This is a genomic window from Hyphomicrobium sp. 99 (assembly GCF_000384335.2).
Lineage (GTDB): Bacteria > Pseudomonadota > Alphaproteobacteria > Rhizobiales > Hyphomicrobiaceae > Hyphomicrobium_B.
Genome location: NZ_KQ031382.1, coordinates 3,904,549 through 3,917,853, shown reverse-complemented (window position 1 = coordinate 3,917,853; position 13,305 = coordinate 3,904,549). Strand labels below are relative to the sequence as shown.

The following is a 13,305-nucleotide window of genomic DNA, read 5'->3' as shown; positions in this document are numbered from 1 at the left end:
GGTCCTATACTTTTTCTTCTTCCCCAGTCGCCGCGCGTACGAACTTCAAGATGCGCGTTCGAAGTTTGAAAAACTTTTCGCTGTCGCGGAGTTCGAGCGTGCGATCCGGCCCCAGCTCCGCCGAGATGTCGACGTCTTCGAGCATCCGCGCGGGCCGCTTCGAGAAAACGATGATGCGATCGGCGAGAAAGACCGCTTCGTCGACGTCGTGGGTGACGAAGATGATGGTCTTGGCATCTTGGCGATGGATGCGGCGCAATTCGATCTGCAGGGCTTCGCGCCGTTGGGCATCGAGCGCGCCGAAGGGTTCATCCATCAGGAGAACTTCGGAGCCTGCTGCGAGCGTGCGGGCAATGGCTATGCGCTGACGCATGCCGCCCGAAACTTTGTTCGGGAAGAAGTCTGCGAAGTCTGTCAGGCCGACGAGAGCGAGATAGTGATCGAGCCGCGCTTTCTTGCGCTCGGGCGTCAGGTCGAGCCGGTACTTCATGCCGTAAGCGACGTTCTGGGCGACTGTCAGCCATGGAAACGAAGAATAGGATTGGAAGACCATGCCGCGCTCGCGATCGGGAGCGCCGATCGGTTGTCCGTCGAGGCGTATTTCGCCGGAACTCGGTGTTTCGAGGCCGCCAACCATGCGCATCAGTGTGGTCTTGCCCGAGCCTGATGGTCCGAGGAAGACGACGAATTCGTTGCGTTGGATCGTCAGGTTGAATGAAGGCGCGACGACTTCGAGATTGCCAAAATATTTAGCGACGCCGTCGAATTCGAGGTAGGGAGCGGGAGCCACGTTGCGCCTCTCAGAGATAACGGAACAAGCGCTTGTGCAGAAGGCGCAGAATTTGGTCGGTCACAAGGCCGATCAGTCCGATCGTCACGACGCCCGCCATCACTTCCGATGTGTTCATATAGCGGCGTGCCGCCCAGATGACGAAGCCGAGGCCGGTATCGGCGGCGACGATTTCCGCGATGATGAGGTAGGTCCAGCACCAGCCGAGCGTGATGCGCAGATTGTCGAACAGGCTCGGCAGCATCGCCCGGAAGGCGACGTCCGATAGCATCTGTCTCGGTCGCGCGCCGACGGTGTATGAAATCTCGACGTATTCCTGCGGCACGCGGCGCATATCGTCGGCGACAAGCAACACGAGCTGGAAGAACGTGCCGAGCCAGAGCAGGAAGATTTTTGTCGTCTCGCCGACGCCGAACCAGATGATGCTTAGCGGCACGAGCGCCGGGACCGGCAAGTAGCGGATGAAATCGACGATCGGCTCGAGTGCGGCGCCGACTCCGCGGAAGCTCGACATCGCGATGCCGATGGGCACCGCCATGACGACGGCCAGCGTAAATGCAACCCATATGCGCAGCGTCGAGATGCCTGCGTGCATCATCAGGTTCTTGTGCAGGATCATGTTCCACAGCGTCTCGAGCGTGACGCTCGGCGGTGGGAGGAAGGTCGCATTGATCCAACCGAGGCGGGTCGAGAATTCCCATACGCCCAAGACGAACAGGGTCGCGCCAATGGCGGTGAGGATCTGCGCGCGTTTCGAAAGCGTTCCGCGAAACGCGAAGAACTGTTTCGGCGGGGCTTTTCTTCGGACAGGACGCGGCGTGGATGCCGCGTTCTGAACCGGCGCATGAGGCGCCGCAGACACTGTCGCTTTGATGCTGGTCACGCGATGATCCCGGAGTCGGCTCTGTTGACTATGGAATGTGCCGAGCGCTTACGCTGCGCGGAGCGGCCGCTCGGCACGGACTTAAGTCTACTTCAGATCGGCTTCGGTGATACCGGCCACGATCGAATTATCGATCTGCTCGGCGGCTTTGAGGTTGTTCTCGGCGGCGCCATTCTCAAGATTGAGCTGCATCACCTCGTCGAAGGTTCCGTATAGCGTGCCTGGAGCGCCGGGTTTACCGAAATAGCCTGCGTTTTCCTTGTGCCCGGTATAGACCAAGCTGCCTTCGATCGACGCCGCGAACTCTTCCGGCGTCAAGTTGAAGTGCGGGGCGGCGAGCTTGATGAAGTCGGCCTTGTTCGTGTTGAAATACTCAACAGCCTTGAAGATGCCGATCATGAACTTCTTGTACTTCTCGGGATTGGCTTTGAGATCGTCCTGACGGGCGGCGATGATATCGACGATGATGCCCGGGTATTGTGCCGACGAGACGAGAATGTGCGGCTTGCGGCCCGGGACCTTATCGACGGCCTGGGACAGGTACGGCTGGTAGGACACAACCGCATCAATCGACGTATCAGTCAGGATGGCGACGGTGTCTGCCGTGGCGATCTGTTTGACGACGAGATCGTTAAGGGACAGGCCCTTCTTCTTCAAAGCCATCTGGAGCAGCAGGCGGCCCGGAATATTGGGCTCGGAGGCAACTGTCTTGCCCTTCAACTGTTCGACAGACGTGATCTCACCCGGGGTGATGACGCCGTCGCCGCCGAGCGATTCGTCGATGGTGCCGATGATGATGCCGGGGGTCTTCGCGTCGCGTGGCTTGCCCTGATACTCGCCGACCGTGCGCATATCCATTTCGATGTCGCCGCGTGCCATGGCTGCCATGACGTTCGCGCGTTCATCTTCGAATTTGATGCTGACGTCGATGCCGAGCTTTTTGAAGTATCCGAGGTCCTGCGCCACGAAAACCGGGGCGAAGCCACTCCACGTCGGGCAGAGTATGCGGATCGTCTCGTCGGCCTTCGCGACCGTCGCGGTCAGGGACAAGCTCAACCCCAACGCCATTGCAACCCCGGCTCCCACAACCCGCCGGACGTTCGTCGTCTTATGCATCGGCACCATCCTAGATGATCACACCACCGTCACGTTGAAATCTCCGGCAAAATCACATCGATACCAATATTGATTATTGGAAAAATACATCGAAAACTGCCAATGTAATGTCCCGCAGGGTATTGGAGGGGGAAAGCGGATGCGCCGGCTCGACAACATCGACATTCGCCTGCTGAGGGTTTTCGTGACGCTGGTCGAGGCTGGCGGGTTCGGCGATGCGCAGATTGCGCTCAATCTGTCTCAGCCGACATTGAGCACGCATCTCGCGGCGCTTGAGCGCAAACTCGGGGCGTCCCTTTGCGTGCGGGGTCGGCGCGGATTTCAGCTGACGCCCTTCGGCGAGGCGGTCTACCTTGCGACCCAGAAGTTATTTGCCGATATCAATTCCTTTGAGGAGCGGGTGGGCCAGCACAATGGGCAACTCGTCGGGCGGCTGCGGATTGGCATCGTGGACGGCATCGTCACAAATCCTGCTCTTGCGCTGCAGCACGTCATCGGCCGCTTCATGGAGAACGCGGAAAACGTCTACATCGACCTGGAGCTCGGCACGCCCTATGCGCTGGAGCAGGCCATTGCCGATGGCCGCCGCGATGTCGTCATTGGGCCAATGTCGCAAAAGGCTCCGGGCGTTACCTATGTGGCTATTCACCGGGAACCGCACGGTCTCTATTGCGGCAAGGGCCATTCGCTTTTCGACGCGCCGTCTGCCACGGTCACGCGGGAAGCCATCGGAAAAGCGCTGTTTTCGGTCCGTGCATATCGCCACCTCGACGACCTCTATCGCGCCGATCATCCGCGCGCCACGGGGCAGGTGGTGCAGATGGAGGCGCAGGTGATGATGATCCTGTCCGGCCGCTTCATCGGCTTCCTGCCGCGCCATGTTGCCGAGGGCTGGGTACGGCAGGGTTTCATGCGGGAGCTGAAGCCGCAGACCTATCAGTTCCAGTCGAGCCATTTCGCCGCCTACCGGAAGAGCGACGACAACCGGCCGATCGTTCGCAGCTTCGTGCGCTTTCTTAGCCAACACGCCGGACAAACGCGCAAGCCACCGAGCGCCGCGAAGACGGCCTGATGGGTTTGCGCGTATAAGTCGGGTTACGCTTCGGCTTTCTTCGCGAGCGCGACGAGCGCGGGCCGCAGTTCTTGCGCCGACTTCAGCGGAGTATCGAACCACAGCCGGGTGACATCATCACCGGACGTCATATCCAGTCCTTCCGGATCGATGGTGGCGAGACGCCAGCCTTCGGCTGAGTTCGCTCCCGCCTTCTCGGCGTAGCGCCCAACCGCGTCGGCATGATCGGAATTCATGTGCTCGACCGCGCCTTCTTCAAACTCGGAAAGAGATTGAAGTGCGTCGGTTGGCACCGCGAGGTCGCTCGCCGCCAATGCGTAGGCTCTGCCGAAGCCGCCGTTCAGCGAGGCACGCGCGGTTGAAAACTTCCAGAAAGCGAAATCCGGGAAGTCAGCGTATAATGCGGCTTTTGGGTTGCGTCTCAAAAAGCGGCTTTTTGCATGTGCGCGCGCGGGACCCTGGCCAAGGTTTTCGGCTGTTCCGATCAAGGTTATGCGCGGATAGGCAAGCGGATCGCCCTTGCCGGGTTCACCCACGAGCAGCGAGCATCTGGCATCGGCTTCCAGATTCGCGAAATGGCTTGAAAGCCGCGAGATGAGGAATACCGGCGAGCCGTCCATTGCCGTTGCGAGGCTGACGCGGCTGACTGAGGGGGAACCGTCGAGAGGGTCGATGGTCGCCAGCGAAGCGTAGCGGGCGGTGCGGATGAGCGTCTTTGCCTGGCGCCGGGCTGCATCATCGACGGGCTGCAGGACATCTTTCTTTTTATCTGTCATTTTTCGTTGCCTAGCTCGTTTAAATGAAACAGGGCGCTTGGCTAAGCTCGAAGAAGCTTTTTGAATGGCTGCAGCGAAATCGATTTGATCCGCAAACCCTGGAGCCGGTTTTGTCACGAACAACGACCAGAGGAAAGGAGTGATTTCAAATGGCTACTTCTCCAGATCTCACATGCCGAGTTATTCGTGCGGCGGATACTTATGACGGGAAGCAGGGGCTGACTTACTTTTGTGGTATCGCCTCGGAGACCGTTGGCTCGAAAGGCATCTGCATGCATCTCTTGACCGTCCCAGCCGGCGGACGGGCCAAGGCGCATCTGCATGAAAATCATGAGACCGCGATTTATATGCTGGACGGTGAGGTCTTGACGCTTTTCGGGCATCGGCTCGAGAACTGCATCCCGACGCGAGCAGGCGACCTCGTGTATATTCCGGCGGGTATTCCGCATCTGCCGATCAATGTGAGCGACAAGCCGGCGTCTGCGGTGATTGCGCGTACAGATCCCAACGAGCAGGAAAGTGTCGTTCTTCTGCCGGAGCTGGAGGCTCTGGTCGAAGAGAGGCTCGCGTCGCTGCAAAAGTCAGGTATTCCTCAGCGGCAATCGCGTGCGGATCTCAATCCAGCGCAGTCGTAATGCGCGGCGGTCCGATGTACAGGATGATCGTCTCGTGTCGGGTGATTGCACCCTGGGGGAATTGGAATGGCACGGGTATTGGCGCTCTTGTTCCTATGGGCTTTCTGCGCGGGAGACTGCCTCGCGGCTGAGCGCGTGCTGACGTTGTCATTCGGTGGCGAACCACATCGCATGACCGCTGCGGAGCTTCTAGCGCGGCCCGATGTAACTGACCTCAACGTTCCCAACGACGTCTCATATAATCGCAAAATGACGTATCGCGCCGTGCCGCTTCTCGGCGTGCTTGGCGCTGCTTTAGACGGCGATTTCAATACCATCGAAGCTCGCGCCAGCGACGGATACGTATCGCAAATTCCAAGCGAGCTGGTGAAGAAGGGTTCCGAGGGCGGAGCCGTTGCGTGGATCGCGGTGGAAGACCCAGGCAAGCCTTGGCCAAATCTTCCAGATCGAGACGTGAGCGCTGGTCCGTTCTATCTGATCTGGGAAGGCGCGCAGCGTTCCGCTGTCGGCAACGAGCTTTGGCCGTTCTCCGTCGTTTCGCTTTCCGGTGTGGACGATCCGGTCAAGCGCTGGCCGCAATTGGCCGTGGATCGATCGCTCGCAGACGATGCAGCCGAGCGGAAGGGGCAAATCGTGTTCGTCAAGAACTGCATGACGTGTCACCGCATCGACGGCGCGGGATATGGCGAGATGGGGCCGGATCTTGGTCGACCAATGCACGCAACCGAATACATAACCGAGCGCGGACTAAAGGCGCTGATCCGCAATCCAAAAGCGGTGCGCACCTGGCCCCAGCAGCAAATGGAAGGGTTCGGCGAGGAGGCGATTTCGAATTCGGAGCTCGATGCGCTCGTCAGCTATCTTGCCTACATGGGGAGGCGAAAATCTGGTGGTGTCGCTTTCCCTTCTAAGCCAACGCCGTAAATACCTCTGACTTGGCGTGCGCGCTCAGGGAGTACTTTCTGTATCGATGTGCCGCCCGGCGCGCATTTGCTCGAATGATCGGCGTGTTTGCGGTTTGATGAAGAGAGCGATGACCTCCGGATGCTTCTTGCGGATTTGCCCCTCGAGGCGGATTACGGCAGCTTCGATTTGAGGTGTGCGGAGTTCATCTGCGAATTCCAGGCTCAGCGCCGCTAGGATTTGATCCGGCGATAAGTGAACGGCGAAGACGTTATTGGCTCCCTCGACGCTCGGCTCACTGATGGCCAGCGTTAGAATAGAATGGATAACTTCGTCGCTGGCGCGTTCGCCGATGAGAAGCGCCTTGTTCTCACGCGCGAGAACAGTGGCGGCAAACGCCAGAACGAGGCCGATGAGGATCGAAGCAGCGCCGTCGAGCGCTGGCAAGTCCAGCCGAACCGAGAGAACGTTTCCGATGGCTGCGATGACGATACCTATGAGGGAGGCCGTATCCTCGAACAGGACCATGAAAGAGGGTGGATCTTTGCTATCGCGTATGGCCTCCCAATAGCCGCGACGGCCTTTGAGTTTTCCGAACCGTTTGAATGCGACCCACCAGGAAGCTCCTTCAAATACTGCGGAGAGCGCCAGGACGATATAGTTCACGCGCACATCCGTGATCGGATGCGGATCGAGGACGTGATTGATGCCTTCGTAGATCGATACGCCTGCGCCTAGCGTGAACAGCAGCAGGGCAACGATGAAGCTCCAGAAATAGAGCTCGCGCCCATAGCCGAGAGGATGCGTGGCATCTGGTTTCTGGCTCGCTCGGAAGTAGCCGTAAAGCAGGAGTGCTTCGTTGCCGGTGTCGACCAGCGAGTGCACCGCCTCGCTGAGCATCGAGGAACTTCCAGTGAATGCCGACGCAATGAATTTGGTGACGGCAACGAGAAGATTGCCAGCCAACGCAGCGTAGACGACTCTTTTCGAAAGCGCGGTTTCGCTCATGCGGCCATGAGATTGCTGGAGCTCAGCCGCGATTGCAAATCTTTCCGTTCAGGGCCAGCCGTGTACTTTCGAACGCAGATCAGGCGTTGAGCGTATTGGTGGAGGCATCGGCCGGCTTGCGATCCAGCGCGCTGGCAACCGCATCGTCCACGCGTTCCAGCCATATGAACTCGAGGCGATCGCGGGCGTCCTGGGGAATATCGTCGAAGTCGCGCCGGTTTCGCGCCGGCAGCATGACGCGGGTAATTCCAGCGGCCGCCGCGGCGACGACTTTCTCCTTGATGCCGCCGACCGGCAGGACGACACCTCTCAGAGAGATTTCTCCCGTCATGGCGGTGTCGTTTCTGACGGTGCGATTTGTGAGGAGCGAGACGAGGGCCATGAACATGGCGACGCCTGCGCTTGGTCCGTCTTTCGGCGTCGCGCCAGCCGGGACGTGCACATGGATCTCGCTCTTCTCGAAAACGGTGGGATCGATGCCAAGGGAGGCCGCGCGATTTTTGACGAGCGTCATGGCGGCTTGAGCGCTTTCACGCATCACGTCGCCGAGCTGTCCGGTCAGGATCAAACCGCCTTTGCCCGGTGACTTCGTTGCCTCAATGAAAAGGATGTCACCTCCGACCGGCGTCCATGCGAGGCCCGTCGCGACACCTGGCAGGCTAGTGCGCATGGCGACTTCATTTTCGAAGCGCGGGCCTCCCAGAATTTCGGTGAGAGACTTCGGCGTGATGTCAACGTGGGCCTTACTGTCCTCGGCGATCTTGACGGCTGCGTGCCGAAACACCTTGCCGATCTCGCGTTCGAGCGCCCTCACCCCGGCCTCGCGCGTATAGCCGTGGATGATGGCGGCCAACGCAGCATCGTCGATCGTGACTTGGTCGGGTTTCAGTCCGTTCGCTTCGAGCTGTCGCTTGACAAGATAGCGACGGGCGATCTGCAACTTTTCGCTTTCCGTGTATCCGGCAAGGCTGATGATTTCCATACGGTCGAGCAACGGGCCCGGTATGGTGTCGAGCATGTTCGAAGTTGCGATGAAAACGACGCGGCTCAGATCGAAGGGAACGGCGAGATAGTTATCGCGGAAAGTGCCGTTCTGTTCGGGATCGAGCACTTCGAGCATCGCTGCTGACGGATCGCCGTGAAGGCCGCGGCCCATCTTGTCGATCTCATCGAGCATCATCACGCAATTGCGTGCGCCCGCCCGTTTAATCCCCTGAATGATGATGCCCGGAAGCGCGCCGACGTAAGTGCGGCGATGGCCGCGGATTTCGGATTCGTCGTGAACGCCTCCGAGGCTGACGCGCACGAACGGCCGCTGCATCGCGCGGGCGATCGATTGGCCGAGAGACGTTTTGCCGACGCCCGGGGGGCCGACGAAGCAGAGAATTGGCGCTTTGCCTTGAGGCGCGAGCTTGCGCACGGCGAGGTATTCGATGATCCGCTTCTTGATCTTTTCCAGCCCGAAATGGTCTTCATCGAGAACACGGCGCGCTGCCGCGATATCGATCGGCTTTTCTTCCGGCAACGCCCAAGGCAGCTCCGTCAACCAATCGAGATAGGTGCGAACCATGCCCGCTTCTGCCGCGGCTTCCGGCATTCTCTGATAGCGGGCGAGTTCCTTACGCGCGTGCTGCTCGACTTCGGCCGGCATTTGCGCCTTGGTGATGGCCTCGCTCAGCTCCGCGACTTCCTGCGATTTGCCGTCGCCTTCGCCGAGCTGACGCTGGATCGTCGCCATTTGCTCGCGGAGCACGGCTTCACGTTGACGGTCATCGAACGCAGCTTTGGTTTGACGGCCGATCTCCTGCGCTATTCGCATTACCTCGATGCGCTCGGCGAGCAGTTTCGAAACGCGATCAATGCGAGTCGTCAGGTCTACCGTTTCGAGGATCGCCTGCTTGTCTTCGGGCGGAACGTCCATATAGCCGGCGGCGAGATCGGCGAGCGCTGCGGGCGACGCCGAATTCTCAATCGTCGCTACGAGTTCCTGAGGAGCTTGCGGAAGCAACGACACGGCCTCGAGCGCTTGACTGCGAAGATTGCGGAATCGGGCTTCAATCTCAGTCGAGCGGGTGTCAGGCTCGGGTAGATGGATGACGCGTGCGGCAAGAAATGGTGTGCCAGGAAAAAATTCATCAATGCGAATGCGCTGCACGCCTTGCACGACGATGTGATGCGTGCCGTCGGGCGCCGCTAGATAGCGAACGATGTTGGCAAGCGTGCCTATGCGATAGATATCCTCTGGCCCGGGATCGTTGTTATCTGCGTCGCGCTGAAGAAATACGCCAATCTGACGCTGTTCGCGCACGGCTTGCTGAACCGCAGCGATGGATTTATCGCGGCCGATCGTAAGTGGCAGTATGAGACCTGGGAAAAGCACGACTTTGCGGACGGGGAGAAGGATCAGGGCATCCGACGGAAGCTCGATGTTCGGCGTGCCGTTGCCTGTCTCTGCATTAGTTCTTGCCGTACTGGACGCGTTCGAGTCACCAAGTGCCATCAATCTTACCCTCAGCCTGCTTTTGTCAGAGAGAACACCAAGCAACCGTTCGCTACGAATTGGCGAACTGCGTATCGTCCTACCGGCAATTGGATCCGACGCTCGAAGCGGCCCTGCGGAAGCTCGAGGTGGTGGATCACGGCGTTGCGAAGCTCAGGCGGCACAACGCGGCGGCCCGAGACGATGAGAATGCCGTTCTCGATCGATGCTTCGACCATTTCGGGATCGACGCCAGGAAGCGCCACAAAAACAAGGATCTCACGTTCTGTTTCCAGCACGTCGACCGGAGGTTCCCACGAAGGCTCGTTCTTTATTTCCGAGCGCTGCAGGGAGAAAAACTGGCGATGCATACGCTCGGCACGCGTCAATGTTTCGACAGCTTCCGCCAACATCCAAGTCATCGGATCTCTTTTTGGCATGAATACTCTTTCGCTTGGCGTTTGATCCGCGGAGACGATCTGCCTGAAGCAAATCTAACGCGCTGAATTCGGTCTGTCGCTGGCTGATGCTTGACCGGCGTTGATATTTGTTGCCGATGGCTCTGCCCACATCCCTCGGCAAGGCGATTTTTTTGGTTATTGGACTCTCGGTGGCTCCATGTGGTCATCCTTGAAGAACCTGCGGGCGAGGGCCAGGATCTCACCATCCGTCGGATGATCGACGGTTTCCACTCCTCTGATCTTCGACTTGAGCGCGGGAGCTCGACGCTCGATATGGCTCATTAAAGTAAGCTTTTCGTTCGCGGGGCCGATTATGAGGATGGCGCCTGCGTCCGCCAACGCGTCTGTGACGTGTTGCAAGAAATCGGGATCCTCTGGCGTATGTCCGCTGCCGATGGTGCTCGCCTTATGATGGATGTGACGGACGGGATCTTTTGGGCGGACGACGATCTCGTTCGCATCCGACATAGTGAAATGGAAGATTCGCGCTTCGTGGTGGTCGATCCAGACAATAGCGTGGAAATGATGGTCCGACATGCGATCTCCTTACGAATGAGCTTAGTGCCCCAGCCGCTTTCCCCGTCAGTCATTTATCGCGTCTTCACGGGGCCTGATCTACTGGGACCTTTTTTATTTTCTTGGTTGCGACCGGCTTGGTGGTGGCTGGCGTTCCGTTGCCGGGTTTGGCGGAGCTGAGCTTCTTAGCCGTCTTCTTGGTGCTGCTGGCGGAGACCTTTTTATTGGCGGTGGCAGGGTCAGCTGAGGCGCCGGCAGCGTTCTTTGTCTTCGTTTTGCCTCCTGGCTTCGCCTTGGATCCGGCTGCTTTCGTTTTCGAAGCGTTGGCCGTTTTGCCGGTATTGACTGGGCTTGCAGCTTTGGCGGCCTTTTTGCTTTTTAGGTTTTTACTGCTCACGTCTTTTGGATCGTCGGCGGCTTTGGGGCCCGGATCGCCCGCAGCAGTAACAGCGTTCTTGCTACTCTTTGCAGCGTTGTGGCGTTGGACGTCTGCCTGAGTGATTTCTCCCGCCTGGACGAGCGCTACCAGGCATGGCGCGGACAAACCTTCGCCAACCTTTCGCATGCACTGGTGAAGTTCTTCGGTGCCAATCGAAAATTGGCTGCAGTGCTGATAATAATCGTCCCTGCACGCCAGCCTTACATGATCGCTGACGGCGTATGCAGGAGCGCTCGCCAACAGGGACGAGACGGCGGCCAAGAAAATGCGACTTCTAGCGGAACGCTGACTTCGAAAGACAAAAAGGTTTCGCAATCGACTAAACCCGGCTCTGGCCTCAAACGCGACACATACGGACAATAAAGCGTGCCGCAGCAATCGCAACCCGGCCGCCATCGGTGCCTAAAAGATGGTTATCGATAAGGAGGTTGCAAGAGCGAACGATTGTTTAGAGGTTGATAGGCTGCGGGCGGTATATGGGCCACATCCGGGCCGATTTGGTGAATTTCGTAGCGCCAAACTCGATGTCATGGCATTGGCAGACGCGCATTTCACAATAAGGGATGGACCTTTTGGGTCCGGCAAGTAGCGATGAAGTCGATGAAGATAGTGCAGACAATTGTAATTTCCGCAGCGGCGCTCACTTTTGCGGGCACGGCGGCGGACGCCTATTCACGGACGGTGAAGAACGCATGCTCGTCTGACTACGCCAGTTTGTGCGGGAAGTACCGGCAGGGAAGCTCCGAGCTTCGCAGATGTTTCGAGAGCAATCGCCGCGTACTTACGAGAGATTGCATCGAGGCATTGGTGAACGCCGGAGAAGTGCCCGCACGATACCTTCGGCAGCGGTAGCCTCACACACCATTTTGGGATCGCGCTCCGGAGCTTCGGAGATCGGCGAGTGCACTTCGTATGCGTCCGATAATAATCCGCGCGCCGTGAAAGTCGTCGTTGTTCTTCGCTCTTCTTGCGTTGGAGGCTCGCGATGGCCACCTTCTCCGCTGTTCCGGCAATCGGGCATGAGGGAGAACGCGATGAAATATTTTTTGGCCGCTATTTCCATATTCTTCATTTTTGGGGCCGGGAATGCGCGCGCCGACGACATCGGCTGCATCAGCACGACATTCAGAATTATCGGCGCCAACGACAAAGTTTGCATCAGCGCCTTCGATGACCCGAAGGTGCCCGGCGTTGCCTGCCACATCAGTCAGGCGCGAACGGGAGGCCTCAAGGGTACATTCGGTTTGGCCGAAGATCCGTCGATGTTTTCGATAGCGTGCCGTCAGGTTGGGTCCATCAGCACGGACGTTTCCAAGCTTGCCGATCAAGACGAGGTTTATTCAGCGAGCACGTCGCTGTTCTTCAAACACACGCACGTCTTTCGGACCGTCGACAAGAAGCGCAACACGCTTGTCTATATTGCGATCAGCGACAGGTTAATCGAAGGCTCACCTTATAACGCCATTTCGACGGTCCCGATCATGCCGTGGGGGGCGCATTAGCAGCGATCGCCAGCTGCCGTCATTCTTTCGCCGCGTGACCTCTTTGGAACCTCCGGGGGCGAGCATCGGTTTTGGCAAGCGAGCCGACGATGGAGGTTGCGATGGCGACGATACCCGAAAAAATTGACGAACAATCCGATCATTCATCTTCACCGCGCATCAAGTTTCCTTGGGTTCTTGCGCTAGGCGTACTGGTTCTTCTGTTGGCGATTGTCTTCAGTTTCGACAGTGACCGCAGCCTGTCGGAGCGCAATGGCGTCGTGTCGCAAACAGAAGCCGAAAACGGCGTCATCCCGAGCATTGCACCATAGAAACCGACGGCCGGTGCTCGCGAGGTTCAGCTGCCGTCGTTCGCCCGCGCAAATAGAGGCGTACGGACCGTTCGAGCAGACGGTTGACGTCGGTGTAGGAATTGCCAATCGAGAGGATGCAGGTCGCCAACCGTTCTTTTTCGGCGGGGCGAGAGCAATCGAGGCGAAGCTCTTTTGTCGCGCGCTCGAGAACGAGCGTCATGCGATCAAGCGTTTCGGGCTGATAGGCGTGAGAAGAGTCCATCGGTGCACCTCCGAGCTTTCTTCCCCCACAATCACAACATAGCACAGCCTCGTGTCACTTCGAAGAACGACTATCATCGGACAGAAGCATGTGCTCAGAGCATATGCTGATCAGCCGAGGGGCAGAAATGTCCGAATTTACGAGCGAAAATGATTGCCTTCGGAGCAGCG

At 58.5% G+C, this 13,305-nt stretch carries 15 protein-coding genes; 5 read left to right on the top strand and 10 right to left on the bottom strand.

Translation table 11 applies throughout. The features are described from left to right. Window positions 1–4: 4 nt before the first annotated feature. From G359_RS18840 to G359_RS18830, 3 genes are all read right to left on the bottom strand, one after another. Window positions 5–790: an ABC transporter ATP-binding protein gene (locus tag G359_RS18840; protein ID WP_045837365.1), complete on the bottom strand. Its 786-nt coding sequence runs from the start codon at window positions 788–790 to the stop codon at window positions 5–7. Window positions 791–800: 10 nt separating this feature from the next. Continuing rightward, entirely contained in the window at window positions 801–1,673 is an 873-nt protein-coding gene (locus tag G359_RS18835; protein WP_082073017.1) for an ABC transporter permease, read from the bottom strand. Window positions 1,674–1,760: 87 nt separating this feature from the next. Next, entirely contained in the window at window positions 1,761–2,789 is a 1,029-nt protein-coding gene (locus G359_RS18830) for an ABC transporter substrate-binding protein (RefSeq protein ID WP_045838240.1), read from the bottom strand. A 139-nt stretch (window positions 2,790–2,928) separates the two neighbouring features. On the opposite strand from G359_RS18830, the gene G359_RS18825 reads away from it, so the two are divergent. Next, a complete protein-coding gene (locus G359_RS18825) occupies window positions 2,929–3,861 on the top strand; it encodes a LysR family transcriptional regulator (RefSeq protein ID WP_045837364.1) in 933 nt (310 codons plus the stop codon). Window positions 3,862–3,884: 23 nt separating this feature from the next. On the opposite strand, the gene G359_RS18820 is transcribed toward G359_RS18825, so the two are convergent. Further along, the gene (locus G359_RS18820; protein ID WP_045837363.1) at window positions 3,885–4,637 is read right to left on the bottom strand and encodes a HugZ family pyridoxamine 5'-phosphate oxidase; all 753 of its coding nucleotides are present in this window, start codon (window positions 4,635–4,637) and stop codon (window positions 3,885–3,887) included. A gap of 149 nt (window positions 4,638–4,786) precedes the next feature. Between G359_RS18820 and G359_RS18815 the strand changes: the two genes are divergently transcribed. Both G359_RS18815 and G359_RS18810 read left to right on the top strand, forming a co-directional pair. Continuing rightward, on the top strand, window positions 4,787–5,272 hold the full coding sequence (locus G359_RS18815; RefSeq protein WP_045837362.1) for a cupin domain-containing protein: 486 nt from the start codon (window positions 4,787–4,789) through the stop codon (window positions 5,270–5,272). 66 nt (window positions 5,273–5,338) lie between these two features. Beyond that, on the top strand, window positions 5,339–6,196 hold the full coding sequence (locus G359_RS18810) for a c-type cytochrome (protein WP_045837361.1): 858 nt from the start codon (window positions 5,339–5,341) through the stop codon (window positions 6,194–6,196). Between the two features lie 24 nt (window positions 6,197–6,220). On the opposite strand, the gene G359_RS18805 is transcribed toward G359_RS18810, so the two are convergent. From G359_RS18805 to G359_RS19820, 5 genes are all read right to left on the bottom strand, one after another. After that, the gene (locus G359_RS18805) at window positions 6,221–7,183 is read right to left on the bottom strand and encodes a cation diffusion facilitator family transporter (RefSeq protein WP_045837360.1); all 963 of its coding nucleotides are present in this window, start codon (window positions 7,181–7,183) and stop codon (window positions 6,221–6,223) included. A 79-nt stretch (window positions 7,184–7,262) separates the two neighbouring features. Next, window positions 7,263–9,683 (bottom strand): endopeptidase La, encoded by a 2,421-nt coding sequence (gene lon / locus G359_RS18800; RefSeq protein WP_045837359.1) that lies wholly within the window; start codon window positions 9,681–9,683, stop codon window positions 7,263–7,265. Window positions 9,684–9,694: 11 nt separating this feature from the next. Continuing rightward, window positions 9,695–10,102, bottom strand: coding sequence for an Hsp20/alpha crystallin family protein (locus G359_RS18795; RefSeq protein WP_045837358.1), 408 nt, complete (start codon window positions 10,100–10,102; stop codon window positions 9,695–9,697). A gap of 156 nt (window positions 10,103–10,258) precedes the next feature. Then, entirely contained in the window at window positions 10,259–10,660 is a 402-nt protein-coding gene (locus G359_RS18790; protein ID WP_045837357.1) for a hypothetical protein, read from the bottom strand. Window positions 10,661–10,724: 64 nt separating this feature from the next. Further along, entirely contained in the window at window positions 10,725–11,339 is a 615-nt protein-coding gene (locus G359_RS19820; RefSeq protein ID WP_156150841.1) for a hypothetical protein, read from the bottom strand. Window positions 11,340–12,112: 773 nt separating this feature from the next. Here G359_RS19820 and G359_RS18780 point away from each other — a divergent pair. Both G359_RS18780 and G359_RS18775 read left to right on the top strand, forming a co-directional pair. Next, on the top strand, window positions 12,113–12,580 hold the full coding sequence (locus G359_RS18780) for a CreA family protein (RefSeq protein ID WP_045838238.1): 468 nt from the start codon (window positions 12,113–12,115) through the stop codon (window positions 12,578–12,580). 101 nt (window positions 12,581–12,681) lie between these two features. Continuing rightward, on the top strand, window positions 12,682–12,891 hold the full coding sequence (locus G359_RS18775; RefSeq protein ID WP_156150840.1) for a hypothetical protein: 210 nt from the start codon (window positions 12,682–12,684) through the stop codon (window positions 12,889–12,891). On the opposite strand, the gene G359_RS18770 is transcribed toward G359_RS18775, so the two are convergent. Next, window positions 12,869–13,135: a hypothetical protein gene (locus tag G359_RS18770; RefSeq protein ID WP_045837355.1), complete on the bottom strand. Its 267-nt coding sequence runs from the start codon at window positions 13,133–13,135 to the stop codon at window positions 12,869–12,871. The two genes, G359_RS18775 and G359_RS18770, sit on opposite strands and share 23 nt — an antisense overlap. Window positions 13,136–13,305 lie beyond the last annotated feature (170 nt).

Bases quoted from the DNA above. Each gene is read 5' to 3' on its own strand.
- G359_RS18830 (WP_045838240.1), bottom strand. From the start codon at position 2,789: ATGCATAAGACGACGAACGTCCGGCGGGTTGTGGGAGCCGGGGTTGCA.
- G359_RS18825 (WP_045837364.1), top strand. From the start codon at position 2,929: ATGCGCCGGCTCGACAACATCGACATTCGCCTGCTGAGGGTTTTCGTG.
- G359_RS18820 (WP_045837363.1), bottom strand. From the start codon at position 4,637: ATGACAGATAAAAAGAAAGATGTCCTGCAGCCCGTCGATGATGCAGCC.
- G359_RS18815 (WP_045837362.1), top strand. From the start codon at position 4,787: ATGGCTACTTCTCCAGATCTCACATGCCGAGTTATTCGTGCGGCGGAT.
- G359_RS18810 (WP_045837361.1), top strand. From the start codon at position 5,339: ATGGCACGGGTATTGGCGCTCTTGTTCCTATGGGCTTTCTGCGCGGGA.
- G359_RS18805 (WP_045837360.1), bottom strand. From the start codon at position 7,183: ATGAGCGAAACCGCGCTTTCGAAAAGAGTCGTCTACGCTGCGTTGGCT.
- lon (WP_045837359.1), bottom strand. From the start codon at position 9,683: ATGGCACTTGGTGACTCGAACGCGTCCAGTACGGCAAGAACTAATGCA.
- G359_RS18795 (WP_045837358.1), bottom strand. From the start codon at position 10,102: ATGCCAAAAAGAGATCCGATGACTTGGATGTTGGCGGAAGCTGTCGAA.
- G359_RS18790 (WP_045837357.1), bottom strand. From the start codon at position 10,660: ATGTCGGACCATCATTTCCACGCTATTGTCTGGATCGACCACCACGAA.
- G359_RS18780 (WP_045838238.1), top strand. From the start codon at position 12,113: ATGAAATATTTTTTGGCCGCTATTTCCATATTCTTCATTTTTGGGGCC.
- G359_RS18775 (WP_156150840.1), top strand. From the start codon at position 12,682: ATGGCGACGATACCCGAAAAAATTGACGAACAATCCGATCATTCATCT.
- G359_RS18770 (WP_045837355.1), bottom strand. From the start codon at position 13,135: ATGGACTCTTCTCACGCCTATCAGCCCGAAACGCTTGATCGCATGACG.